Annotated in this window: 20 protein-coding genes; 4 read left to right on the top strand and 16 right to left on the bottom strand. The window is 41.9% G+C overall.

Annotation, left to right across the window (positions count from 1 at the left end; translation table 11 throughout):
* Positions 1-32 precede the first annotated feature (32 nt).
* Positions 33-2024 carry an oxidoreductase gene (locus tag G586_RS0111610; protein WP_026527890.1) on the bottom strand — a complete coding sequence of 664 codons (1992 nt, stop codon included), beginning with the start codon at positions 2022-2024 and terminating at the stop codon, positions 33-35.
* Between the two features lie 508 nt (positions 2025-2532).
* Here G586_RS0111610 and G586_RS0111605 point away from each other — a divergent pair.
* The 3 genes from G586_RS0111605 to G586_RS24985 all read left to right on the top strand — a co-directional run bounded on the left by G586_RS0111605 (position 2533) and on the right by G586_RS24985 (position 7692).
* Positions 2533-4275 (top strand): methyl-accepting chemotaxis protein, encoded by a 1743-nt coding sequence (locus G586_RS0111605; protein WP_026527889.1) that lies wholly within the window; start codon positions 2533-2535, stop codon positions 4273-4275.
* Between the two features lie 157 nt (positions 4276-4432).
* Entirely contained in the window at positions 4433-5821 is a 1389-nt protein-coding gene (locus tag G586_RS0111600) for an ABC transporter substrate-binding protein (RefSeq protein WP_026527888.1), read from the top strand.
* Positions 5822-5850: 29 nt separating this feature from the next.
* Positions 5851-7692, top strand: coding sequence for a sensor domain-containing diguanylate cyclase (locus G586_RS24985; protein ID WP_051204749.1), 1842 nt, complete (start codon positions 5851-5853; stop codon positions 7690-7692).
* Here G586_RS24985 and G586_RS24980 read toward each other — a convergent pair.
* Genes G586_RS24980 through G586_RS0111580 form a run of 3 tightly spaced genes read right to left on the bottom strand, consistent with a single transcriptional unit; the run spans position 7685 to position 14418 of the window.
* Positions 7685-10162: a hybrid sensor histidine kinase/response regulator gene (locus G586_RS24980; protein WP_051204748.1), complete on the bottom strand. Its 2478-nt coding sequence runs from the start codon at positions 10160-10162 to the stop codon at positions 7685-7687. The two genes, G586_RS24985 and G586_RS24980, sit on opposite strands and share 8 nt — an antisense overlap.
* Complete coding sequence (locus tag G586_RS24975; protein WP_051204747.1) at positions 10159-13080, bottom strand: ATP-binding response regulator; 2922 nt, start codon at positions 13078-13080, stop codon at positions 10159-10161. Before G586_RS24975 ends, G586_RS24980 begins: the two co-directional genes overlap by 4 nt.
* 21 nt (positions 13081-13101) lie before the next feature.
* The gene (locus G586_RS0111580; RefSeq protein WP_026527887.1) at positions 13102-14418 is read right to left on the bottom strand and encodes a GGDEF domain-containing response regulator; all 1317 of its coding nucleotides are present in this window, start codon (positions 14416-14418) and stop codon (positions 13102-13104) included.
* Positions 14419-14629: 211 nt separating this feature from the next.
* Here G586_RS0111580 and G586_RS0111575 point away from each other — a divergent pair, with 211 nt between their 5' ends.
* Positions 14630-14962, top strand: coding sequence for an Hpt domain-containing protein (locus G586_RS0111575; RefSeq protein ID WP_035773123.1), 333 nt, complete (start codon positions 14630-14632; stop codon positions 14960-14962).
* A gap of 71 nt (positions 14963-15033) precedes the next feature.
* Here the strand turns inward: G586_RS0111575 and G586_RS0111570 are convergent, their stop codons facing one another.
* The 12 genes from G586_RS0111570 to G586_RS0111515 all read right to left on the bottom strand — a co-directional run bounded on the left by G586_RS0111570 (position 15034) and on the right by G586_RS0111515 (position 24581).
* Entirely contained in the window at positions 15034-15630 is a 597-nt protein-coding gene (locus G586_RS0111570; protein ID WP_026527885.1) for a 5' nucleotidase, NT5C type, read from the bottom strand.
* 11 nt (positions 15631-15641) lie between these two features.
* Positions 15642-16532, bottom strand: a complete 891-nt coding sequence (locus G586_RS0111565) for an FKBP-type peptidyl-prolyl cis-trans isomerase (protein WP_026527884.1) — start codon at positions 16530-16532, stop codon at positions 15642-15644.
* 93 nt (positions 16533-16625) lie between these two features.
* A complete protein-coding gene (locus G586_RS0111560) occupies positions 16626-17180 on the bottom strand; it encodes an NAD(P)H-dependent oxidoreductase (RefSeq protein ID WP_035773121.1) in 555 nt (184 codons plus the stop codon).
* A 60-nt stretch (positions 17181-17240) separates the two neighbouring features.
* Positions 17241-17789 (bottom strand): DUF2087 domain-containing protein, encoded by a 549-nt coding sequence (locus G586_RS22765; RefSeq protein WP_035773119.1) that lies wholly within the window; start codon positions 17787-17789, stop codon positions 17241-17243.
* A 14-nt stretch (positions 17790-17803) separates the two neighbouring features.
* Positions 17804-18154, bottom strand: a complete 351-nt coding sequence (locus G586_RS0111550; protein ID WP_026527882.1) for a hypothetical protein — start codon at positions 18152-18154, stop codon at positions 17804-17806.
* Between the two features lie 16 nt (positions 18155-18170).
* Entirely contained in the window at positions 18171-19184 is a 1014-nt protein-coding gene (locus tag G586_RS0111545; RefSeq protein ID WP_026527881.1) for an aminopeptidase, read from the bottom strand.
* Positions 19185-19354: 170 nt separating this feature from the next.
* On the bottom strand, positions 19355-20446 hold the full coding sequence (locus tag G586_RS0111540) for a radical SAM protein (RefSeq protein ID WP_026527880.1): 1092 nt from the start codon (positions 20444-20446) through the stop codon (positions 19355-19357).
* A gap of 218 nt (positions 20447-20664) precedes the next feature.
* Positions 20665-21942 carry an MFS transporter gene (locus G586_RS0111535; protein ID WP_026527879.1) on the bottom strand — a complete coding sequence of 426 codons (1278 nt, stop codon included), beginning with the start codon at positions 21940-21942 and terminating at the stop codon, positions 20665-20667.
* A 268-nt stretch (positions 21943-22210) separates the two neighbouring features.
* The gene (locus G586_RS0111530; RefSeq protein ID WP_026527878.1) at positions 22211-22603 is read right to left on the bottom strand and encodes a C-GCAxxG-C-C family protein; all 393 of its coding nucleotides are present in this window, start codon (positions 22601-22603) and stop codon (positions 22211-22213) included.
* A gap of 70 nt (positions 22604-22673) precedes the next feature.
* The gene (locus G586_RS0111525; RefSeq protein ID WP_035773116.1) at positions 22674-23264 is read right to left on the bottom strand and encodes a 4Fe-4S binding protein; all 591 of its coding nucleotides are present in this window, start codon (positions 23262-23264) and stop codon (positions 22674-22676) included.
* A gap of 52 nt (positions 23265-23316) precedes the next feature.
* Positions 23317-23502, bottom strand: coding sequence for a 4Fe-4S binding protein (locus G586_RS0111520; RefSeq protein ID WP_026527876.1), 186 nt, complete (start codon positions 23500-23502; stop codon positions 23317-23319).
* 188 nt (positions 23503-23690) lie between these two features.
* Positions 23691-24581 (bottom strand): carbohydrate kinase family protein, encoded by an 891-nt coding sequence (locus tag G586_RS0111515; protein WP_026527875.1) that lies wholly within the window; start codon positions 24579-24581, stop codon positions 23691-23693.
* Positions 24582-24701: the final 120 nt, after the last annotated feature.

The raw sequence follows: 24701 nt of genomic DNA, 5'->3' as shown, positions 1-24701 counted from the left end.
AATATTATGATAAAAAAATCTACTTAATATAATTAAATATGGTTAGCAACCTCAAATGCATCCCAGATACCATACATAATGTTAGATACCTGTCTTGCATCTCCAAGAAGATATATCTCATCTACATCATTCTTGTGCTTGTTATAAAGCGTATTTTCACTGGTGTAACCAACGCAAAGCACTACGCTGTCTGCGCTAAGTTCCTTTGTACCGTCTGCCACTTCAGCCTTAAGGACGCCATCTTTATATCCTGTAACCTTAGCTCCGGTTACAACATCGATGCCGTTAAACGGAATCAGCTTTTCAAGCATCTCCTTATTAGCTGAGCAAAGAGGTCCGTTAACTGCAAGTATCTTATCGAGCGCCTCAACGATTGTCACCTTCTTGCCCTTCATTGCAAGGTCAAGTGCTAGCTCGCATCCAACAAGTCCGCCACCGACAACTACTACATTATCACCGGTCTCCTTCTCTCCAAGAAGTACCTGCTCAGCAGAATAAACCTTATCGTCATCACCAATTGAGAACATCTTCGGTCTTGAGCCTGTAGCAAGAATAACTGCATCATAGTGATTGTCGAGAATCTCTCTCCCCGAAGCCTCTGTATTGAAGTGAACCTCAACATTAAGGCGTGTCATCTCATCCTCATACCACTTTGCAAGAGCAAGATCATCTTCCTTGAAAGAAGGTGCTCCTCCGGGTATAAGATTTCCGCCAAGTCTTCCTGTCTTTTCAAAAAGTACAGGCTCATGACCTCTCTCTGCAAGTACTCTTGCAGCCTCACAGCCTGCAACACCACCACCGACGATAAGAACCTTTTTCTTCTTACAGATAGGATTGAGTCTGTTAACTCGCTCCTTACCTGCCTGAGGGTTAACCGCACAGTTGGTAAGTGAATATGCCTGAATACGACCCATGCAGCCTTCCTGGCAACTTATGCAGGGACGAATCTGGCTTAAGTTATTTCTTCTTATTTTATTTACAATATCAGGATCAGCCAGTGTAGGACGACCAAGAGAAATCATGTCGCACGCACCACTTTCAAGGCAGTCGAGAGCTGTATCAGGATTGTCCACACGACCAGCCATGATTACAGGAATGTTCACGTTTTCCTTTGTAATTCTTGCAAACTCTCTGTAAGGAGCCTTCTCCATGTACATCGGCGGGTGATTCCACCACCATGCATCATAAGTTCCCGCATCTACATCAAGTGCATCATAGCCATATTTCTCAAGAAGCTTTGCTGCCTCGATACCTTCCTCGATATCACGGCCCTTCTCCTCAAACTCTTCTCCGGGAAGTGCACCTTCACGCCAATCCTTGACCATACTCTTAAGTGAAAATCTAAGAGCAACAGGGAAATCCCATCCGCAGGTTTTTGCAATTTCTTCACGAATTTCTTTTGCAAATCTAAGTCTGTTCTCAAGTGATCCGCCGTACTCATCTGTACGCCGGTTAAAGAAAGAAATTGCAAACTGATCAATAAGGTAGCCTTCATGAACAGCATGAATCTCAACTCCATCAAAGCCTGCACGCTTTGCATTGTAAGCTCCCTTGCCAAAACTCTCAACAATTCCGTGAATTTCTTCTACTGTAAGAGGTCGGCAGGTCTTATCAAGCCATCTGTGTGGAATGGGTGATGCGGAAACTGGAGGAAACTCTCCTAAATTAGTAGGAATAGTAACACGTCCGAATCCGCCACTCATCTGTAGGAATATCTTTGAGCCATAAGCATGAATGCGCTCTGTCATCTCACGGCTGGTTCTCACAAACTGAACCGGATTATATGTTGAATTAGGAGTGTTGGGAAATGAAGGCTTCTCAATCTCAGTATCAGAAAAAGTAACCCCTGTGATAATGAGACCAATTCCACCCTGTGCGCGTCTGGTGTAATAATCAATTCCCCTGTCATTCCATCCACCCTCGCAGTCGCCAAGCCCAAGCGGTCCCATAGGTGCCATTGCATAACGATTTTTAATTTCCAGTTTGCCAATCTTTATTGGCTCAAAAAGTTCCCGGTATTTCATTAGTAACCTCCTTATACCTGCTGTATTTAAAAATATATATTCCCCAAGTAAATGAATTTCTTCAATATAATAAAATTTTACTCGGACTTTGAATAACCATCAACAAAAGGTTATGTTTGCACAACTATTTTTTAAGACCTTAGTTCATCATGTAAATGCCTTTAAGAAAACTGCGCTTTCTGTTGTAGTTTCCCACCCTTGTTATTTTGTTGTGCAATTCTAACAATATTTTCAATTTATTCTTGTAAGAAATATTCACTGCTCTAAAAAATAATATTTCGCATTTTTATTGTTGCGCATGTATCAATATATGATTATAATTCGCTATGGTTAAGATATGCGATGCAGGTTGACACTTGCAGCGCAAAGCTATAGGGACTATAACATGTCTACCGTTTGCACCTTACTTGATTATTATGATGACTTTATTTGAGCATGGGACATGTTGCCCATGCTTTTTTGTGTTGTTTGCGATTGCTTAAGCAATCAGAAAGAGAATGGTAAAAAAATGAAAAAGAAAAGCAGAAACATGGTTCGTAGCATCATCCTTATTGCCTCTGTCCTTGCGCTTTTAATGTCAGCGCTCATAGGGTTTATCGGTTATAACCATATTAAGAAGGCATACCTCACTTCCTTCTCAGAAGGACTTCAGGCAGCTGCTATCCTGGTTGAAAATCAGCTCACACATTCAGTTGATGGTGATTGGTCAGTATCAGAAGACGGTCAGCTTATGAAGGGTGATACAGCAGTTCACGATATGTATCAGGAACAGCTTGATGACCTTCACGCAAGAACAGGAATGGATTTCACTTTATTCTATGGTGATACACGTTATGTTACTTCACTTAAGGATGCTGAAACCGGACAGCGCATGGAAGGTACAAAAGCTTCAGATGTTGTTATTTCAACAGTATTAAATGGCGGAAACGAATACCTTGCAGAAAACTTCCAGATCGGTGGTCAGGATTGGTACGCATATTACCTTCCTCTTAAGAATTCAGACGGTTCTATCGTAGGAATGGTATTCGCAGGAAGAGATACTTCAGTCGTTGTTGCAAACATGTCAGCAGCTATGAAGGCAATTATTGCAACTTTCGCCCTCTTCTTCATATTTAACTGGATTGTAGCTCGTATTATTATCAGCAGATCCACAAAGTCAATCCGCGATATCGTAAACGGACTTCAGCAGCTTGAAGATGGTGATCTTTTCTTCTATATTGATGATCGCACATTCAACCGTAAGGATGAGCTTGGTGTTATCGCAGGAAGCTCAGCTCAGGTTCGTGACAAGCTTCAGGATGTTATCAGCGCTACCAAGAAGCTTTCAGAGGACGTGTCTACATCGGGTATTAACCTTGCATCTTCAGCAGAGACAGCTTCTCACGTTGCAGAGCAGGTAACTACAGCAGTTGAAGATATCAGCCGCGGTGCTCAGTCACAGGCTGAGAGCGTTGAGAACTCAGTTAACAACACAAACGAAATGGGTGACAGCATCGACGATATCACAGTAAGAGTTGAGGATCTTTCAACAGCAGCAAACGAGATGTTAACAGGTGCAAACCGCACTGTAGATACACTTAGTCATCTCATGACTAAGAATGCAGACGTTATGTCTTCAATGAATGACATCAACGACCAGATTCGTCTTACAAACAACTCTGTTAAGGATATTGCAGAGGCATCAAATGTAATTACAGCTATTGCTGAGCAGACTCACCTTCTTTCTCTTAACGCTTCTATCGAGGCTGCAAGAGCAGGTGATTATGGTAAGGGCTTCTCAGTAGTTGCTCAGGAGATCGGTACTCTCTCTTCACAGTCTAAGGAAGCAGCCGTTTCAATCAACAAGATCGTTGATGCACTTGTAAGCGAGTCTCAGAAGAGCGTTGATACTATCGAGCAGCTCAGCGAGAGCATGCAGGAGCAGAACGAGCAGCTCACTACAACAAAGAATGATATGGATGCAGTTGTTATAAATGTTAACAACGTAGACAGCTCAACAAAACTCATTGCTGAAAGAGTTCATATGCTTAACGAGCTTAAGACAAACTTCTCAGATATCATCTCCGAGCTCTCTGCTATTTCTCAGCAGAACGCAGCTTCTACACAGGAGACAAACGCATCTATGGAAGAGCTTAATGCTACATTCGCACTTATCAGCGATGCTGCAAATGACCTTCGTAAGATGGCTGAGACACTTAACGAAAAGATGGATTACTTCTCCTTAGCTGAGGAAGAGAAAAAGACAGCATAATAGATAAAATAATATATCAGAAAGGCTACTGTTCACTTGAACAGTGGCCTTTTTTCAATTAATAAACTTTTAATAGCGATTTTCTTATTGATAAATACAATTATGCTAACATAAATTTAATAATACGCAGTATTTCGCAATCTTTGAGGTGGTGCCAATGATTAGTGGTTTTAAAAACAGTCTTGTTAAGAGGGTATTTTCCTGTTGTGCAATTGCAGCAGTTGCACTTTCATTTGGATGTGGAAACACCTCAGTTTCCCAGGTGTCTGAGACCGATGAAAAACCAAACGTAAATATGGTTGAAGAAGCACTGAGTAATGTTGGAAATCCCACTGATCTTGTGGCTGAGGAAGGTGCTACCATTGAGATCACATACTGGGATGGATCTCCTGCCGATGCGCAGGCCTGGGATACTATACTTAATAAACTTGAATCGGACCACCCTGAAATCCAAATAGTACGTCAGATGTACCCTGCTACCGAATACAGAGATATCATGGACTCCAGAATAAACAATGGTGACTGGCCCGATGTTATAAGGTATCAGTATCAATATCTTGGTCGTTTTAAGTCTCAGGATGTAATGCTCGACCTCACTCCCTATTTATCAAAGAATGATCTTATGGATATAAATGAGGGTTTCCTTGCCAGTGGACTTTATAATGGCCAGATAGTTGCTCTTCCGCATCATACAGACGTGATTGCTATGTTTTACAACAAGCGTATGTTTGAAAATTCAGGCATCCGAATTCCCAAGAACATCGCGGATGCCTACAGCTGGGATGAGCTAAAGGACATAGCAAGGAAAGTAAAACAGGATAACAAGCTGCAATATGCCGGAACCGGAATCTGGCTAAACAACCTTGGATACAGATATCTGCCTTTCGTATACATGAATGGTGGATCACTCCTTGACGAGAGCCAGACCAATATAACCGTCGATACAAAACAATTCCGTGAAGCGGTGCAGTTCTACAAAGATATGAGGGATGAGAATCTGTTCTCGGAATCAGGCTTTACCGGACCTCAGGAGGCGAATAATCTTTTCGTATCAGAAGAGGTAGCATTTGACTTTGCAGGAAGCTGGCACTGTTCATTTATGCAGGAAAAAATGCCCGACAACTGGGGCGTTACCTATATGCCTCAAAAAGATGGAAAGACAGGCACAGATATGGGCGGCAATTCCATTTTCTGCTATAAAAACACAAAATATCCCAAAGCTGCTGCAATCGTGGCTTCATACATAACCAGTAAAGATGTCATGAAAACCTTTTGTGAAACCGGGAATTTCATTCCGGTTCGAAACAGCCTTTTGAATATGAGCCTGACATACGAGAACTTTAATGATGAAATGCAATTGTTTTATGAGGTTGCCAAGACACTGGATCCAAAGATGGCAGCTGATGAAACCTCCGAGCATTTTACTGATCTCAACATCATATTCGGAAACAACATGGATAAAATTGTTTTCGATAAATCCGCGACCGTCGATGCTGTAATAAAAAACTGTAAAAAGGAAATGCAGGCAGCTCTCAAAAATCAGTAAAACCTGGCCATTTTCTTAGAGGATCTGTTATGAAAAATCATTTTTCAATAATCGGATTCAAACTAAACAAAAAATATTTATTCATTTCTTTCTTGGGAATGTTTCTTGCCGGACTTTTCATCATAGTATTGTTCTACAATCTCTACAATACTTCCAAAGAGAGCCTTATTAATCTGTGGAAAAATGATGTAACTGACGCAACTAACGGTGTTGATTCCTATCTTTCTACCCCCGCGGACGCAGTTGAATTCTTATCTGCAAAACTGAACTCAATGATAAATTCCAATGCTTCTTCAGATGAAATCAGTGCTTATCTTGCTTCCGAATCAGAAGTGTACTCAAAGCTTATTGAGGGCAGCCAGCTTGGAATTTACGGCTATTTTAACGGTGAATATCTTAATGGAACCGGATGGGTTCTGGATGAAGCCTACGAGCCTACTGAGAGACCATGGTATAAGGCTGCGCTTGATAGTCAGGGACGGGCTGTAATAACAACTCCATACCTTAGCGCAGAGACACACACTATGATGATCACCGCATGCAAACTCTTAGATGATGGAAAAAGCGTAGTCGCAATGGACCTTTTCCTAGAAGAGCTTGAGGACTATGTTCAGCGCCTAACCGTTGAAAACAATGCAGAGGCAGCCATCATTATTGATAAAAACGGAACCGTAATCGCACACTCCAATTATATGGAAGTCGGTAAAAACTATAACACTGAATGGGGAGATGCCGGCAGACAACTTGTGGACGCACTTGTAACAAAATTTGACGGAAGTGCTGTTTTGTCCGATCAAAATGGCAGCCATGCGGCCTTTTTTGACAGATGCAACAAAGGCTGGTATGTAGTCCTTATCATGGATGAAAAAAGTGCATTCATTTCACTTAGAATAATATATATATTGGCAGCTCTCGCTCTTATAGTTGTACTGGTAATTATATTTTTTATCTCAAGCTACATGGGACACAAACAGAATGAAGTAGAACACCTGAGCAGGGAAGTGCTTGCTGTAGCAGACATATATGTATCAATGCTGCATATAGACCTTGACACTGACACAGTTTCTGTTGTTCGCGGAAACGAAGATGTAGACAGACTTCTTGGAGGTAATTTTGAAAGCTTCAGCTTCAGAACTGATGAGTTTGCAGAAAAGATGTGCGCAGAGCACTTTAGAGATATGTTAAAGAGCTTCCTTGATGTTGATACACTTTATGAGCGTATGGAAAATGTTAATACCATTTCATGCGAATTTGTTGATGACAAAGATCGATGGGTCCGCATGAGATATATCGCACTAAAAAGAGATGAAAGCGGACATATGACTCAGCTTCTACTTGCTATTGAGTCCATAGATGATGATAAGAAGAAGCAGGAGAAGCTCCGTGTTTTGTCAGAAACTGATCGAATGACAGGGATCATGAACAGAGGAAGCGGCGAGCAGCGAATTCGCGAAAAATTATCAACCGCGGACGGCGGAATGTTCTGCCTTATGGATGCCGACAAATTCAAATACGTAAATGACACCTTCGGACATTCTGTAGGTGATAAGGTTCTTATTGCAATTGCCCATACTCTTAAGGATTCCTTCCGTGACTCCGACGTGGTATTCAGGCTCGGAGGCGATGAATTTGCCGCATTTGCAGTGGGGGTCAAGGATAGTGACATCGGAATGATAATCATGGATAGATTTTTTAAAAAGCTTGATCTTATTGATATTCCGGAGCTCAAGGGTCATAAGATATCTGTCAGCGTCGGGGCAGCCTTCTATGACTCTGAGACTCACGAACCCTTTGAAAAGCTCTATGAGAGAGCTGATAAAGGAACATATCAGAGCAAAAAAACTACAGGTAACAAGGTTACCTTCATGTAGCAGATGATATAAATTCTTCCAATGTAGAGAATATCACTTCAGGTTCAACAGGTTTTGACAGGTGTGCATTCATTCCTGCCTGAAGACTGCGCTGTACATCCTCATCAAAAGCATTGGCTGTAAGAGCGATGATAGGAATCTTTTTCGCATCCTGCCTGTCAAGTGCCCTAATCACAGTTGTGGCTGTAAGGCCATCCATTTCCGGCATTCTCATATCCATCAAAATAGCGTCATAATAGCCTTCCGGATGGTCTTCAAACATCTGTACCGCTATTTTTCCATTCTCAGCATGCTCAACCTCGAGTTTTTTGATATCAAGAATTTTCATCATAATTCTTGCATTAACTTCAATATCCTCGGCCAGAAGTATCCGCTTTCCGGCAAGGGATTTCTCAACTTCTTCATTACCGGATGCTTCACTCTTTTCCTGCACCTCGTCTTCGTCCACATGGTCGGAATCCATAAGTGTCACAGTAACAACAAACCTTGTTCCCTCTCCTTTTTTACTGGTGACGCTGATCTCACCATTAAGCATGTCAACAATATTCTTTGTTATTGCCATGCCAAGGCCGGTACTGCCGTATTTATTGGTGTTAGATGCATCCTCCTGACTGAAGGCATCAAAAATGCGCGGAAGATATTCTTCATCCATTCCGATTCCGTTATCTATAACCGTGAACTTAAGAAGGCTTTTACCTCCGTAATTCTTGGTTCTCTCAACAGTAAAGCTGACGTCGCCGCCTGCAGGTGTAAACTTTACAGCATTCCCAAGGATATTGATAATTATTTGCTCGAGCTTCATCCCATCGCCGATAAAAAATCTGTCTACATCCCCTATTATCTGCGAAGTGTAGTTTATGTCCTTGTCCTTGCACTGGCTTCCTATAATTGTATCCACCTGATCAAGAAGCTTTCTGAGTGAAAATTCCTCATTTTTAATGACCATTTTTCCTGACTCAATTCTGGACATATCAAGAATATCGTTGATAATCTTCAAAAGATGATCAGCAGAAGAACCGATCTGTTCAAGATAATCTCTTGTCTGATCGGAAATATCAGGATCACTAAGGGCGATCTTATCAATACCTATAATTGCGTTCATAGGCGTTCTGATTTCATGGCTCATGCTGGAGAGGAAAGCGGTCTTTGCCTTACTTGCCTCTTCCGCAACCGAAAGCGCATCGCTAAGAGCCTGGCTTTGTTCAAGTGTTCTTCGCATCTCTGCATCAACATCTGTAAAGCCGACTCCTATAGAATGAACTATATGATCTTCTCTGTCCTCAACTCTTCTTACACCTGCAATTCGTATCATCTCATAAGATTCCCTGCCATCCTTTATACTCAGATAGCTATACGCAATCAGGGTCTCATTTAAAAGTCTTTGACGAATATTTACAGGATCTATGAATTTGAGAAACTCTTCCCTATAATTTTCTGCCACGTGTTCATGGGCATAGTTTCTGAATGTGGTGCTAAAGCAAAAGGTCTCTCCTTCCTTTAATCCGTTTTCAAGCTCTGTATGAGATCTAAAGCAGGTACCCTTATCCTTATCAAGATTGACATAATATACGCTCCAGTAATCCGAAGCCAGCGCAGTGATCATATTGTTGGCCTGTCTTTGGGCATGATCCATATAGAGCCTCAGGTGATCTCTTACGCTGTGGATTTTTAGACCGATAAGCTGAATTTCATTTCGCGCGACACCTTCCAAATTTCCCGTCTTTTTCTCATATTCTGCAATATCTGCGCCGGAGGAATCAGCCAGCTCCCTTGTGATATCATCAACATCCTCTGCAAGGTCATTTAAATCATTTACAAGCACATCAAAATAGCTCCTGACATTTCTCATTACAAAAATAATCAGGAATACTCCTACTACAACCGTTATCATGATATCTGCAAGTATTATTCTTACAAAACTTTTTGTCTGCTCATCATACCAGGTGGCACTAAAATCAACTGCCACTATTACTGCCACATTCCCGGCAGAATCAAATACAGGGCTGTATGCACTGTAGAACTTACCCCAGGAATCCTCATAGGGATCCATATCAACTGAAGGGATGCCATTGCTCGCATTATTAAGTGCTTCCGTATAAACAATAGGTGACCCAAATTCACCTGGGTCCTCGGCAGGATCAATTGAGAACACAAACTCAGACTCACCGACCTTCTTTATACAATAAATGTATTTTAATTCCATATTATTCTGGAATGCTCTGAGCTTGTCCATTTCAGCTTCGTAATCTTCTGATCCTTCATCCTCTGCCGTGAAGGTACCTACAACATCCCCATCAAGCATGGATGCTGCAGTGTTTGACATATCCAGCATCCTGCTGTTGATCAAAGATTTAATAGCCTTCTGTGATTGCATGGTTAATGACACACCAAGAAAAACATCTGCAAAGAGAAGGAATAGTGATACACCTGTAATTATCTGCGTGGTAAGGCTCCATTTTCTACTCTTCATAGGCTTGCCCTCTCCACTGTCAGAATCTCATTTAATGTTTCAATAAGCTTGCCAATGTCAATTGGCTTAGCAATATGTCTGTCCATTCCTGCATCAAGTGCAGCCTCAACATCCTCCTTAAAAGCATTTGCTGTCATGGCAACTATCGGTATTCCGGAAATCTCAGGATCATCTAATGCACGGATTTGTCTTGTCGCTTCATATCCATTCATTACAGGCATCTGAACATCCATAAGAATTGCCTGATAGTAACCTGCTTCAGAACTTTTTACCTTATCAACTGCTTCCGCGCCATTTTCCGCATAGTCAACCTGGAAGCCGAATTTCTTCAAAATCCTAATGGCAATCTCCCTGTTTACAGGCTGATCGTCAACAAGTAAAAGCCTTACCTTTGTATAATCAATCTGTCTTCCATGGAGCGCATCACTTTCATTTTCTGCCATCTCGGAAGCATCAACTGTAGGAAAGCTTATGTCGATTACAAATTCTGTTCCCTTGCCCTTTTCAGTCTCAACAGTTATGGAACCATCCATAAGATCTAAAATATTCTTGGTAATGGCCATACCAAGGCCGGTTCCCTGAATATCAGTGGCATCCTTCTCTCTCTCGTAGGCTTCAAATACCTTCTCTGCGAATTCAGGACTCATGCCCATTCCGGAATCCTTAACACTTATTCTGTAATAAGCTCTGCTTGCACCTTCCGATATCTGGTAAAGAGACACCCTGACGCTCCCACCTTCAGGTGTAAATTTATATGCATTACTAATAAGATTAAGCATTACTCTGTTTAATCGGTTAGCATCACACATTACATAACGATTCTTGATATTCTCAGCATCAAGCACAAAGTCTATTCTCTTTAGCTTCATCTGCGTGGAAAAGATATCTCTGATATCATCCATGCACTTTTTGAGATCTGTCTTTACAATATCCAGTTCCATCTTGCCGTTTTCTATTCGGCTCATATCAAGGATATCATTCACAAGAGCCAGAAGATGCTTACTTGAGGCCTCAATTTTATCCAGATACTCGCGTCCCTCATCCGGCATGTTATCAACATCCTTAGCCAGTTCCGTATATCCAATAATGGCATTCATTGGCGTTCTGATGTCATGACTCATGTTCGACAAAAAGTCACTCTTGGCCTTGCTGTTTTCCTCCGCTCTGGCCTTTTGCACCTCAAGATCCTTTTCTCTGTGCATCATATTGTTATAAATGGAAAACATTATGAAAAGAGCAACCAAGATAGTCGCCATCTGCAAAATACTATTCATCTGCATTGAGTCATTGACTCTTTCAACCTGCTTTGCTATATAATCCTCTGACTCAATTATTTCATTTAAAGTCAGAGTGACCCCATGAGCAGAGAGCTCAGTCTCGTTATACTCATCAATATTTACAAGTACCTCAGCTGTTGTTTTCTTGGTAGCTTCGCGAAACCACAGCATTGACAGGAAAAAGACAAGGAACAATAGCGTTATCCATACTACTGTTGATCTGCCAAAGCGTCTTTTCCTGTCCCTCATGTACACGTGACGGAATGCAAAAAAGCCCAGCATACTCCACACGATCAATATCAGGTAGGACTCTGTGGCAAGCTTACTTATAGACCATACTCCCGGTATGAGGAAATATATTGTATATGTCATCGAAATAAGAAAACCCACCATTCCTGTCACTTTTACAGGAAGATAGTTTTCTTTTCTGGCGGTTTTAAAAGCGGTCCATGAAGTATATACATAAGCAAGAGTCGCACCTACAGTATTTACATCAATGATCCATCCTATTGCTGTTCTTCCAAAAAGCGGGATTGGAATAGATATCAGAACGAGTACGAAGATTACATTTGCCGGAACACCCTGCTCATTGATTCTGGTGAATCTGCTTCCTATCATATTGTCTTTAGCCATGGAATAGACAAGCCTGCTGGCTGCTATGAGATTACCTACAAGGCCGGTCATAATCCCACATACAGCTGCAATTCCTAGAATTACAAGCCCCTTGTCTCCCATGTAAGTTTTGACTGCATTAAACGTTGGCAGCCCCTTAACTCCGGAAAGATTTTCCAAATCCTTAATATAATACTTCCAATAGGAATACTCCTTTGGCAGCGCAGATGCAGCAATGAGCACCAAAAGCGAATAGGCAATTACTCCTGAAATAAGAGCTATGACAATGATTGGAAAGGCTTTTTTGACATTAAAGGAATACTCTTCTACCGAATGGGTGATAGATTCAAATCCGACATAAGCCCATGGTGCGAGAAAGACAATTCTCATGATCTGACCGGCACGTCCGGTATCTGCCGCATAGTAGGGTTTAAGGTTTTGCAAAGGCTGACTTCCCGATGAAAAGATGCATATTGCGCAAAAGACGATACCTCCAATTAAAAGTATCGCCATTACAATCTGTACTATTTCCGAGAATTTAACACCGTGGATACATACTCCACACGCAATTCCCAGTGCAAGAAGGCTCAGCAGTACTTCACCCAAATACACAGTGTAGCCTGCAACTGTATAGTGAAATCCAAATTGAAACAGACTCCCGAAAAGATTTCTGAAAATAATCGGAAGAGCTGTTACATTTGCCCATACTATTGCTATATAGACAAGCATCAAAAACCAGGTGCTGATAAAACCGTGATCATATCCCAGCGTATTCTTAGTGTAGGCATAAGTACTTCCACAGTCAGGATAATGCACCATCATGTAAAAATAATTAATACCGACAAGCAGCATCACAAGCCCGCCAATGATCATTCCAATGACGGTACCAATTGGTCCTGCCATTGGGAGGAACGTGGTGCCGGGCATGACAAATGATCCCCAGCCCACACTGCACCCAAAAGCCAGAGCCCAGGCTCCGATTGGAGTTAGATATTCTCTTAAGTTAGAATTATCATTTGTTTTTCCCATTTAACAATAATCCATTATCACTTATGTCCCACGACACCTGTCGATCTCATATGAGAGCGTACAATCTTCAAAGAATTCATTACTCTCCCACTTCCTGTCTATTCTGTCGATCACAACATTGATATCGCTCTCTTCCGTTTTTACCAAAACTACCATCGTCTGATTTTTGCTATACCTTGTTACTACATCACTTTCTCTTAGCAGGCCGCTGACCATTTCAGTAAAGCTGCTTGTAGCTTCATCAATATTTACTCCTGTATCGGCATCAATCGTATACAAAAGCACAAATACTGAGCTTCTGTAATTTGATACCATCCTGTTCAAAAATCTATATACTGTCATTAACTGCTCAGTATTAAGCACAAGAGCACCTTTTTTAGGGCTTCTCTCTCCCATGAGCATCATTGCCGCAGAAAGAGCCTTGGTTTTCTCATCTACATTCTTTTCTTCAGTTTTTTCTTCCAAGAAAACCTTGTAGCCATGCTTGCCGTTTTGTTTTACATCATAGAGAGCTTTATCCGCCTTCTTGAAAAGTGTAAGGAAATCCTTTCCTTCATTTGGAGCAAAAGCACACCCGATGGATGCTCCCAGTGGGATTTGCATATCCTCTCCCATCAGTTCCTTTGCAGATTTAACTATCTCCGCGTTTATAAAATCGGACTTTTTCGCCACAATCTCTTCGCTATCGATGTTCTTACAGTAAATGACGAACTCATCGCCGCCCATTCTACCTGCGATATCAGTGGATCTGATTGCAGCGCAAAGAATCTGAGCGAAGCGTATAAGTACTTTGTCGCCCATGTCATGTCCATAGATATCATTTACAGGCTTAAAGCTGTCGAGATCTATCATCATGAGCGCTCCGCCAAACTTTTTACAAACACTGTCTATCTCTTCCTGGGAGGCCTTCTTGTTTAAAAGCCCGGTCATAGGATCAGTTCCTGCTGCCTTCTTGAGCCCCTTTATCTGTTCAAGATTCGCAAAAATATTAGATATACGCCGAAGAAGAACATCTGCCCTGAAAGGCTTCCTGATATAGTCAATCGCACCTATTGAGAAACCTTTACTTTCAGTCTCATCCTTTTTGTCAGCTGTCATAAACATAAAAGGAATATTCTTTCCAAGCTCTTCCTGAACGATGATCCTGAATTTGAATCCGTCTATTTCAGGCATTCTAAGATCAGAAAGCACCAGGTCCGGCGGGCTCTCCTCAATGATGCTGATGGCTTCTTTAGCCGAGGATGCGCAAACCGTCTTATATTCGCTTTTCAGAATATTATCTGTCATTCTAAGAGATATTATTTCATCATCCACAATGAGGATTTTGTGATCTTTCATAGTAATCTCCTGCAATTTAACGCCGGATTAATTACCGGCTATAAATCGCTCCGGTTAGTGTAAAATGGCTTCTTAATAAATCGTACCATATACATTTTTCCAAATAAGAAAAAACGTATAAAAAAATATTAAAATTCTATATTCTTTTGAATAATTGAGTTTTTAAGGTATAATATTAATATTGCAACTGTGTTTTATAGAGGAGAAAGCTATGACAATAGATTCACTTAAAGCATTTGGCGCAAATACTGAAGAAGGCTTGGAAAGATGCATGGGAATGGAGGATTTCTATCTTGAAATGATAGAGCTTGGCATTTCCGATGAGCGCTTTGATAACCTCGGAGGTTTTCTTAAGGATGGCAATCTGGATGAAGCCTTTGAGACGGTTCATGCACTTAAGGGTGTAATAGGGAATCTTGCTCTTACTCCACTTTATGAAACCATAAACGAAATCACAGAGCATCTTCGCGCCAGAGAAAGCATGGACTATGGTCCACTTTATGAAAAGCTGATAAGTCAGAGAGATGCTATCAGAAATCTGTAAATGAATTTATTAAATAGAAAAACAGACCGATTCCCAAAAGGATTCGGTCTGTTTTATTTACTTATATTCACTTATCCCACAATACTCTTAATCATTTTCCAGTCGGTGCAGCGCTTATACCCATCACCCGGAAGCTCAGCCTCCTGATTCCAGGGTCTGTCAAAGACAAGCACCTTTAAATCCGGCAGATGATCAAAGAACTTGAACGCCAGAGGTGAATCTTCAATTGCATAATCAAAATGCATCTTGTAATAATCCTCAAGCTCAAGATTAAACTCACTATTTTTAATGAAATTGTCACGTCCATACTTGTTAAGACAGTACAGCTTAACACGTTCAAGACCGTGCTGATCAAGCCATTTACGTGATGCATCAAAGGCGCTGCTGGGGCGTCCCGTTATAATTGAGACGTCATGGCCCTCATCGATCCAGCTATTGATGGTTTCTGAAGCACCCGGTGTCTCTTCTATGGATAAAAGTGCCTCCGGAGTGTGACCTGCAAGCATCATCTTTTCATATTGCTCATCATTAAGATCATAGGATTTTTGCAGATTGAAAAACTGCACCTGCTCATAGGGCACTATTTTCCCGAACATCTTCTCAACAAGATCGGAAAAGCTCCTGGCAGTCTCACACAGGCAGTCATCAAAATCAATGTAAATATTCATTTATTTATTCCTTAAACTACTTCTACAAGCTCAATTGTAAAGTTCAGTTCTTTTCCTGCCATCTCATGGTTGGCATCAAAGGTGATGTTCTTCTCATCCTTTGCTACGACTCTTACAGGAATCGGTCTTCCATACATATCCTGAAGATAAACCTGCTCATCAACAGAAAGTTCTTCTGAACCGGGCATCTCAGCAATCTCAACTGTAAAAATCGCTGCAGGATCTGCTTCGCCGTATGCCTGCTCAGGCATAAGGTGAATGTCTACAGTCTCACCTACTTCCATGTTTGCAACAGCCTCATCAAAGCCTCTGATCATCATTCCTGATCCGCAAACAAACTGAAGAGGTTCTCCTCTGTCATAGGAAGAATCGAACTGAGTTCCGTCATTGAAGGTTCCCTTGTAATGTGTGCGGCAGATCTTGCCCACATTCTTACCTTCAATAGGCGGAGCTGAATGGCATCCGCTGCAACCGCCGCAGCCGCCCTCGTGTCCGCAGCCTGCTTCCTCATCATCAGCGCCGTGACCACAGTGGCCTTCTTCATGGTGATCTGAGCAGTTGTGATCCTCGCCGTGGTGATCACAGTTAACGCCTGTATTTACAAGCTCACCTCTAAGATAAGCTTCAACGGCTGCGTCCGCATCACCCTCTGCACCTGCGCAAAGCTCAATACCTTTTTCATCAAGAGCATTCTTGGCACCACCACCGATACCACCACAGATAAGTACGTCAATACTATTGTTATCAAGAACTCCCGCAAGGGCTCCATGTCCCTGTCCATCAGATCCGATGATCTCAGAGGACACTACTTTTCCGTCCTCAACCTCGTATATCTTGAACTCTTCTGTATGTCCAAAGTGTTGAAACACCTGACCATTATCATAAGTAACTGCAATTCTCATTATTATTACCTCCTATTGCAAAACATTTCTAGATTATAACAGTAATAGGAGATTAATGCTATATATGAAATTCCCCGTTTTTTTAATGAATCATCAGATTCTGATATCGCTCTCGGCCTTACTCATGATTGCCTCTATGTCAGCGCCTACTATATCAAGTCCTGTAGCCTTGATAAGCTGTACATCCTTGATTCCGTAGAAGCTCTGAGCAAGCTCCTTTATATAGCCAAAGCCGTATTCTTCAGGAACAAGTCCTCCGCCTGCGGTCATCACGTAGTAAAGCTTATTTGCTTTGCAAAGAGGCTTAGGAAAGCCCTCGGGAGTATATTCGAAGGTTATTCCCATGGCATTTATATGCTCAATATAATGCTTTAAGGAAGCAGGAAAAGAAAGATCCCAGTATGGTGCAGCAATAACTATTGTGTCAGCCTCGGCAAATTGTCTTGCCAGTGCAAAGCTATCGTCATCAAACTTTTTATCCGCAAGCAAAGAATCCCTTCTTTTTAGGAATTCTTCATCCGTAACCTTAAAGTCCACGTCCTCAAGCTTAAGCTCTGTCACCTCTCCATCAAGCTTTGAAAGCAGTGCATCTGCCAGTCTTTTTGTTCTTGAATCACTTCTTACACAAGCATTAATAAAAAGAATCATACCAAATCTCCTTTGTTCTATATCATTACCGGACACCCGCAAATATTCTAAGCAGTCCTGTCAGGCCTTTTTATAGGTCATCTTATCCCTTACAAGAAGCTTTTCTGCGACCATATCCCTTCGGATAGTGCAGAAATCATCATTAAAATCAGCAATAATGATGTTAACCTCCCTCTCAGTATAGCACTTTCCGCTTTCGAAGGCTTTTGCAATTTCTTCAAGAACGATTCTCTCCTTTTTTCGCTGTGTGGGAATACTTTTCAGCTTACCATACTCAAAGAAGCTGTCTATGACCTTCTTCCTGTATGCCTCGTCGCGCTCCTTTTGCAGATTTTCCTCCTCGGATTCCTCTTTCAAAATGTCGAGCATTGATACATTGAATACTTCATCGTTAATGGAGTAGATCGTATAATACTGCTCTTTTCTGGACTTTACAGCTCCCGCATCCACAAGCTTTTTAAGGTGAAAGGATATGGTTGCGGCTGTGAGACCAAGTCTCTCCGAAAGTCGCTCAACGTACATATCCTCTGACATCAGAGATTTCAGAATCTGTATTCGCGATTTGTCCGCAAGACATTTAAACAGTGCAATTGCCTGCTGTTCAGTCATGTAACACCTCCTGCTTAAAACAATTCCTCTACCTTCTCCTTTATCTCGGAAACTGCTGAAAACTTCGCTTCCTCGATAAGTATCTTGTGTGTATCATCATGGGCCTTGGCCTTTTCAAGGGATGACTCCCACTGGCCTGTAATATTGCTGAATTTTGAGAAAAACGCATCCTTAACCATATCCTCAGAGGTTCCTTTTGATGCAACGCCAAACACAGCCTTGCAGATATCATAGATATTGGCCTTAGCCTTAAGGATGTTACTCTCATCCATGCGATTATCTGCCGCAAGATTCTTTACTTCTGAAAGAACCTGCTCCTTTCTCCCGTCAAGGAAAGCATAAAACTCATTTATTTTTTCACTCATAATATTATCTCCTAATTTATTTCCAAAAATATTCTCCAACGCCAATCAGGTCGTTATGGAAATCCGCTTCATTTTCTCCGCCTAACATTGTGTTATCACCAATTCCGATGTGGAAGGTTCCGATCATCTTTTCATCGAGAACTGCGCAGCCGCAGAGGCTAGTCACACCCGGATTCATACCGATTCCAAGCTCACATACGGTGCTGTTTTCTTTGCCATAGGATGAAAGAACCTCGTTTAGCTCATCATTGTCCGAGTGCTCAATAACGCCATCCTTAACTGTGAGAACAACCTTGTTGAATTCGTATCTGGCCTTTGGATTTTCAGCATCCGGAAGATAAATCTTATCAAAATACACTTCGCCGTTTGTCCCGCTCTCAATCGGTGCAATACTGATCTCGCCACAGGGAAGATCACCATCTCCTGCATCGATATCCCATTTTCTGTCACCAAAAGTCATTTCAAGAGAATACTTTCCATCACAGGTCTTAATTGTAACACCGCTGTAGTTCTCATTGGTAGCCTTAAGCTCTCCACACTTTTCCTTAAGAGCATCATAATCGATGTCCATGGCAGCTTCCATGCGCGCCTTATAATCCTCGAACTCAAGTCCTTCCTTGCCTGCCATGGTTTCAGTTGGCACTCTGAGCTGAAGCATTTTTTTCTTGGTAGCACAGGTCTCAAAAAGTCTTCTCATATATCCGGAAAGGAGCTGCATCTTCCCGGGCTCTAAGGGCTTTGACAAGACTCCAATCGGTCTCTCCATAAGATCGATTACAACATCTGCGTCCTCATACAATTTGAAAAACTTATCATCATAGGTATTCTCTGTTGCATTTTCATTTATAAGCTGGCTCACCTTGATATTCTGTACTACCATCACCGGGGTTGCGCCTGCAGCAGCGATTTGCGCCTGAAGATAAGCGATATCATCACTAAAGCTATCCTCCATCCAATACTGTACAAGCACAAGGTCTCCAGCCTCAATTCCTGCCGCCTTTACTATCTTTTTATAAACTTCTATTTTCATAACCTTCATTTCTCCTTTGTGTTTTTATTTAGATGTTTATCTAAATATAATAGCGCTATTTGTTTCTGTCAACATTGTATTAAAAGCAAAAAAAGAAGACCGATCCCGCACGGATTTAGGTCTTCTTTACACTGTATTTTGTTTATCACAAATAAAATCCTACATGTGAATTATGCATTTAGCAGCTCTTCAACCTGTCCCCTCTTTTCATAAAGAACGCAGCCGCCCTTATGGTCATCCAAAAGGACACCTTCTTTTTGAAGACTGAGGAACAGCTTTGATTTCATCGCATCCCGGAGGGATGTCTCCTTTACATTGATGTCTGAATATGGTGAAAACGGGCAAGGCTCCGCTCCTCCATGCGAGTTAATATGGAAGAAACCTCTTCCTGCCGCAATGCAGCCGCCGGAGCTCTTCTCATCTCCCGGGAAGGATACAAATACCATCTCCTCATGCTCTTTTCTAAGACGCATGATCTCAGCTTTAAGATACTCTCTGTCATCTTCTTCCGGTGCCAGGTATTCAGAGTCCTCAGTAACCGGAACAAACTCAACGAATATTACAGCCTTGCAGCCTTTTTCAGAAAGCATGTTTATAAAGCGCTCCGAGGATACTTCCTTAATATTATCAGTAGTTACAGTGACAGAAGCTCCAAAAATAATGCCCCTGTTTTTCAGCTCATCCATGTTGGAGATCAGCTTGTCATAAACACCCTCGCCGCGTCTGTTATCCGTAGCTTCCTTTTCACCCTCGATACTCATTATAGGGATCAGGTTTCGGCATCTGTCAAACTCATCAAAATACTTTTCAGTCATGTAGGTTCCGTTTGTAAAAATCGGAAACAGGATAGATGGCTTCTTACCTGCTGCCTCAATAACGCCTTTTCGCAGAAGCGGCTCACCGCCTGCGAGGAGAATGAAGCTCACGCCAAGGTCATCTGCCTCTTCAAATACTCTATTCCAATCATCATCCGAAAGCTGATCAACAGGCTCTACATCCTCTGTAGCGTTGTTGCATCTTGAGTAACAGCCTGCACAGTGAAGATTACAGCTGCTTGTAATACTGGCGATCAAAAATGGAGGAATATGCTCGCCCTCTGCTTCCATACGTACTCTCTTTTTAGAAGCAGACTTACTTGCAAGCGCAAACTTTGCCATGTAAGCACTCTCTTTAGGATTCTTAAGTGTTGCTCTGACAGCATCTGCTACAACACGCTCAACACCTCTTGTCATATACTCTTGAATATTAAATACTTCTGCCATGTTAGCTACCTCTTACACAAATAAATATTACCCCGTAAAAAACGTGCGCATGAGTATTATATCACTTTTAAAATTTATTGCAATTAAATTGCTAACAATTTTTAATCCTTCTTTAATATTTAGTTCCTTCTGTTTTTCTGATTATATAACCGAAAACAGGCCACTCCTTAAATGGATATCGGCCTGTTTTTTGCAACATTAAGAGAAGATACGATATCTTACTCAGTATACTTATATCTTTTCATAATCTGTCCTGATGTTATACACAAAACAGTTCCGCTCACTCCAAGGATGAACATCATAAGTGCCGCTCCCGAGCCTTTTCCGCTTCCGAATAATGTTGTCCAGAATGGACTTGTGCTCTGCATAGCCATAAAGGGCTCACATATTTTATCCACGAAAAATCCGCCAAGGAAAAGTCCAATCGGAATGGTAAAGAACTGCAGCGTATTTCTGCAGGCGTATACTCTTCCCTGAAGCTCTACCGGAATCATGTTGCGCATGATCACATTCTGGTTAGCTGCCATAAGCGGTACGAATATCCATCCGATAATCTGCCCGATGCACCACAGAATGGGATTTCTTGAAAAGGCCAGAACGAAATTTTCAATTCCCAGTGCAAAAAGCATTGTGAGGTAAATTACTCTCACTCTGTCCTTAGGCTTTGGAAGAATCATGGGAAGAAAGCTCCCCGCAACCATCGCTATTCCTGAGCATGCGGTGACAATTCCGTATATACTGTTACCGGCTTTTGGAATTACAAGGGCCGGAAGTACCGCGTCAAACGATGAAGCCGTCAGGTTAACTCCCGCCATAAAGAGAATCACGGTAAGTATAAGGGGCGTATCCTTAAGGAACTTAAGTCCCTCCTTTGCAAGCTTAAGCACATTTTCATCGGCATTTTTACTGTTGTCCATCTCAGGAAGTCTGATAAAGAATAAAAGCGCTCCGAATGCAATGGCAAAAGTCACAAGATCCACAGCAATTACCACATCAAGTCCTGCAAGCCCGTAAAGAGCTGAGGCGATAAGAGGATTGCCGATTGAGACAAGGGATCTAGACAGCTGCTGAAGACCGCTTGTTTTCTGATAATGCTCCTTGGGAACAACCAGGGCATAGGTAACCTCAGATGCCGGCTGCTGCACTGTATTCATAAGTCCTGAAATAGCATTAATTGCATACAGATGCCACACACAAAGGGTATCCGTTTTATATAGCACAAATACTAAAACTGTAGTGAGGGCTGCAAAAAGATCGCAGACGAGCATGGTCTTCTTTTTGTCAAACTTATCGGTGAGCGCTCCGGCAAAAATGCTCATTATTATGTAAGGAGCATAGGTGCATATTGTAAGCGCTGCCGTGCTAAGTGCGGATCCCGTCTTCTCATACATCCATAGTGTAAGTGCAAACTCTGTCATGGCACTTCCAAGCTGTGACAGGCTCTGAGTGCTCCAGATTATGTAAAAATCTCTCAACTGCTTTATTAAGTTTTTCATTTTTTATTATCCTCCATACAAATTCAGTTAATTATCTGCATGGAGTATATGCACTGCAGTTTGGCATCTTCTGCCTCCTCTTAAGTTATTTATCTATCTTCTCAATATGAGAAAAAATGTCTACTATTATTTTGCCATTTTTCAAGGCAAGAACAAATATCTGCTAGTAGTCTTCAATCCTTTCCCTAATGATTCCAATTAATTATATATCATAAAATAAAAAAACAGGCAGATCCTTTCACGGATTCATGCCTGTTTTACACTTAATTTATTCAAGTCCCATGACTTCCCCGTAGATCATAACTGCGTTTCTTACACATTCCTCGCAGGGGCACAGGGGCTTACCATCAGTAACTGCCTTTAAGTCGCCGCACTTAAGGGCTCCGCATCTTTTTGCGAATTCCTCCTGAATCTGCTTCGTTTTGGAAAGAGTGCCCTGACCTTCGGTTTTAAGGCCTGCAATCATTCCTGCGCCTATTAGTGCTCCGCAGGTTGCCTGGAGGTTACCCATTCCGGCACAAAAGCCTGCAGATATCTGTCTGAGCTGATCCTCAGTAAGTCCTGTTTCATCAGCAAGTGAAACTGCTACTGACTGGGCACAGTTGTATTTGCCTGAAGTCTTCAGCTCTACTGCCTTATTTGCTCTTTCTGTCAATGTCATAATTATCAATCCCTTCTTTTGTTAGCTATCGCCTTCCTGATTTCATTTTCATCACAATGCAAAACTATTATTACTTCTCATCCTTGTTTTTTATCTTGCATACGCACTGCGTCATGGTTCCCATGGGGCAGAAGGAACACCAGGTTCTCTCCTTATAAAGTGCCATCACTATAAGTCCTATGAGCGTTGAAGTCAGCATAAGACTATAGAAGCCAAATCCAAACTGAGCTACCCAGTCCGGGAACACACTTCCATTATAAGCCCAGTGCCACGGCACTTTAAATGTCCAGAAGAGCTTTAATACTTTTTTAAGAGAATTAGCTCCCGAGAACACAAGGTAGGTCTGGAAAACCATGGTTCCGAACATTGTAAGGAAAAAGGCAAGGAATCCATATCTGAACCACTTTGACGAGAGCCACTTCGGAGCAGTTTTCCCTCTTGAACATTTCATTTTCCTTCCGAGCACCCAGAAGAGCTGCCCTCTTCCGCACATGTGATTACAGAACCATTTGTTGCCGCCTACTATCGCAAAGATGAGAGGCAGAATAAAATCTATCATTCCAAGCCATGCAAAAAGGATATTGAAAAATCCCAACGCAAAATAAACTATTGTCCATATCCAAAGGTAGTCATACCAATGCTTTTTCTTTTTTGATGCCATTATAATCTCCGTTTCCATGCCGGCAAAGCGCGCTAACACACTACTTGCCAACTCAGTTGTCACTTACTCTTATCGATCCTGCCGGACATGCTCTCTCACAAATTCCACAGCCGACACATTTGTTTACATCTACAACTGCATAACAGCCCTTGTAGATATCAATTGCCTCCCGTGGACATTGAAGCGCACAGACTCCGCAGGCAACACACCTATCAATATCATTAGCTGCCTTTCTCATATGAAAATCTCCTTATTTATTCTTTAGAGGTACTAAGCACATTTGCTTAATACATTTTTCAGCTGACAAACCTATTATAAGTGGTATAAAAAGTATATCAAGTACGCAGATTATATGGACTTAGTAAGAAAAAGTATACCATGGGTAAAATAGCAAGTAAGTAGTCAAATTATCATCGTGTCAGGACACTAGATCCCCACAGGTGGAATCGGACCTTCACTGGCTACGGTAAGTGCAGACATTTTATTGGCTTTAATAAGGCTCTCTTTAAAATCCATGCCATTTGTGAGGCATCCGATAAGGGAGCCAACATGCGTATCTCCGGCACCGATAGTGTTAACTACCGTCGTTTTTTCAGCGGGAATTGTATAGCTGCCATCGCCTTCAAAGCAGTACACACCTTTATCTCCAAGGGTGACTACCACTCGTTCATTAGTTAAAGAATAGAGGTATCCTGCTGCTTCTTCATGTCCATTAAATTTCCCACCTGATAGAGACTCTGCCATCGCTACTGCCTCATCTTCATTTAGATGTAATACAGGACTAAGAGCCAGGATGCGTTTATTCTTCTCATTTAAGCCGGTTCCTCTTGGTCCCGGGCAATAAAATATCTTTCTCTCCGGAAACTCATACAGGTAATCGATAAGCGCATCTCCTGTAGGCTCCTCAACCTCAAGTCCGGAGACGTAAACATAGTCGAACCCCTTCTTATCTATTTCCGACATCCATTGTCTTTTAAAAGTATATTCGGCACCATGAACCGACAAAAAGGTTCTTTCGCCGTCTGCTTCAACAAAGCAGTAGCAGCATCCATTTTCTTCCTCTGCCCTGATATTGGTTTTCAGGCCTCTTTCCTTTAAGAACCGCTCAGTCATTTCACCAAAAACTCCGCTGCCAACGGCACCTGCAAACTCAACATTTTCAGTTATAAGTCTGGCGGCACTGACTGCATTGCAGGAACAACCGCCAAGACTCATGACCTGCTTCGAGGGATGAATATCCTCCTTCGTCTTTGGAAGATGATCAAGATATATTACGACATCGACGCAGGCTGCACCGATAAAAAGAGCTCTTTTCATTTTTCCTCCTAAAAATAAGAATTCTTCTGCAAATTCCTTGCGTATTTCTTATTATAGAACAAAGAGTCGCTCGCGACTCTTTGCGCGCTGGTGCGCGCAAGCTTTAGCTTGCAAAATTCA

The sequence above is a fragment of the Butyrivibrio sp. VCD2006 genome (assembly GCF_000423925.1).
Classification (GTDB): Bacteria; Bacillota; Clostridia; order Lachnospirales; family Lachnospiraceae; genus Butyrivibrio.
Note: the sequence above shows the minus strand (reverse complement) of the source record. Positions and strands in the feature narration are given on the sequence as shown.

Coding starts and splice junctions, on each gene's coding strand:
- G586_RS0111540 (WP_026527880.1), bottom strand. CDS start 20,446: ATGGCAGAAGTATTTAATATTCAAGAGTATATGACAAGAGGTGTTGAG.
- G586_RS0111525 (WP_035773116.1), bottom strand. CDS start 23,264: ATGGCATCAAAAAAGAAAAAGCATTGGTATGACTACCTTTGGATATGG.
- G586_RS24980 (WP_051204748.1), bottom strand. CDS start 10,162: ATGAAGAGTAGAAAATGGAGCCTTACCACGCAGATAATTACAGGTGTA.
- G586_RS0111530 (WP_026527878.1), bottom strand. CDS start 22,603: ATGACATTGACAGAAAGAGCAAATAAGGCAGTAGAGCTGAAGACTTCA.
- G586_RS0111605 (WP_026527889.1), top strand. CDS start 2,533: ATGAAAAAGAAAAGCAGAAACATGGTTCGTAGCATCATCCTTATTGCC.
- G586_RS0111580 (WP_026527887.1), bottom strand. CDS start 14,418: ATGAAAGATCACAAAATCCTCATTGTGGATGATGAAATAATATCTCTT.
- G586_RS0111515 (WP_026527875.1), bottom strand. CDS start 24,581: ATGAAAAGAGCTCTTTTTATCGGTGCAGCCTGCGTCGATGTCGTAATA.
- G586_RS0111560 (WP_035773121.1), bottom strand. CDS start 17,180: ATGATTCTTTTTATTAATGCTTGTGTAAGAAGTGATTCAAGAACAAAA.
- G586_RS0111610 (WP_026527890.1), bottom strand. CDS start 2,024: ATGAAATACCGGGAACTTTTTGAGCCAATAAAGATTGGCAAACTGGAA.
- G586_RS0111545 (WP_026527881.1), bottom strand. CDS start 19,184: ATGAAAATAGAAGTTTATAAAAAGATAGTAAAGGCGGCAGGAATTGAG.
- G586_RS0111570 (WP_026527885.1), bottom strand. CDS start 15,630: ATGAATATTTACATTGATTTTGATGACTGCCTGTGTGAGACTGCCAGG.
- G586_RS0111520 (WP_026527876.1), bottom strand. CDS start 23,502: ATGAGAAAGGCAGCTAATGATATTGATAGGTGTGTTGCCTGCGGAGTC.
- G586_RS22765 (WP_035773119.1), bottom strand. CDS start 17,789: ATGACTGAACAGCAGGCAATTGCACTGTTTAAATGTCTTGCGGACAAA.
- G586_RS0111600 (WP_026527888.1), top strand. CDS start 4,433: ATGATTAGTGGTTTTAAAAACAGTCTTGTTAAGAGGGTATTTTCCTGT.
- G586_RS0111550 (WP_026527882.1), bottom strand. CDS start 18,154: ATGAGTGAAAAAATAAATGAGTTTTATGCTTTCCTTGACGGGAGAAAG.
- G586_RS24975 (WP_051204747.1), bottom strand. CDS start 13,080: ATGGGAAAAACAAATGATAATTCTAACTTAAGAGAATATCTAACTCCA.
- G586_RS0111565 (WP_026527884.1), bottom strand. CDS start 16,532: ATGAGAATTGCAGTTACTTATGATAATGGTCAGGTGTTTCAACACTTT.
- G586_RS0111575 (WP_035773123.1), top strand. CDS start 14,630: ATGACAATAGATTCACTTAAAGCATTTGGCGCAAATACTGAAGAAGGC.
- G586_RS24985 (WP_051204749.1), top strand. CDS start 5,851: ATGAAAAATCATTTTTCAATAATCGGATTCAAACTAAACAAAAAATAT.
- G586_RS0111535 (WP_026527879.1), bottom strand. CDS start 21,942: ATGAAAAACTTAATAAAGCAGTTGAGAGATTTTTACATAATCTGGAGC.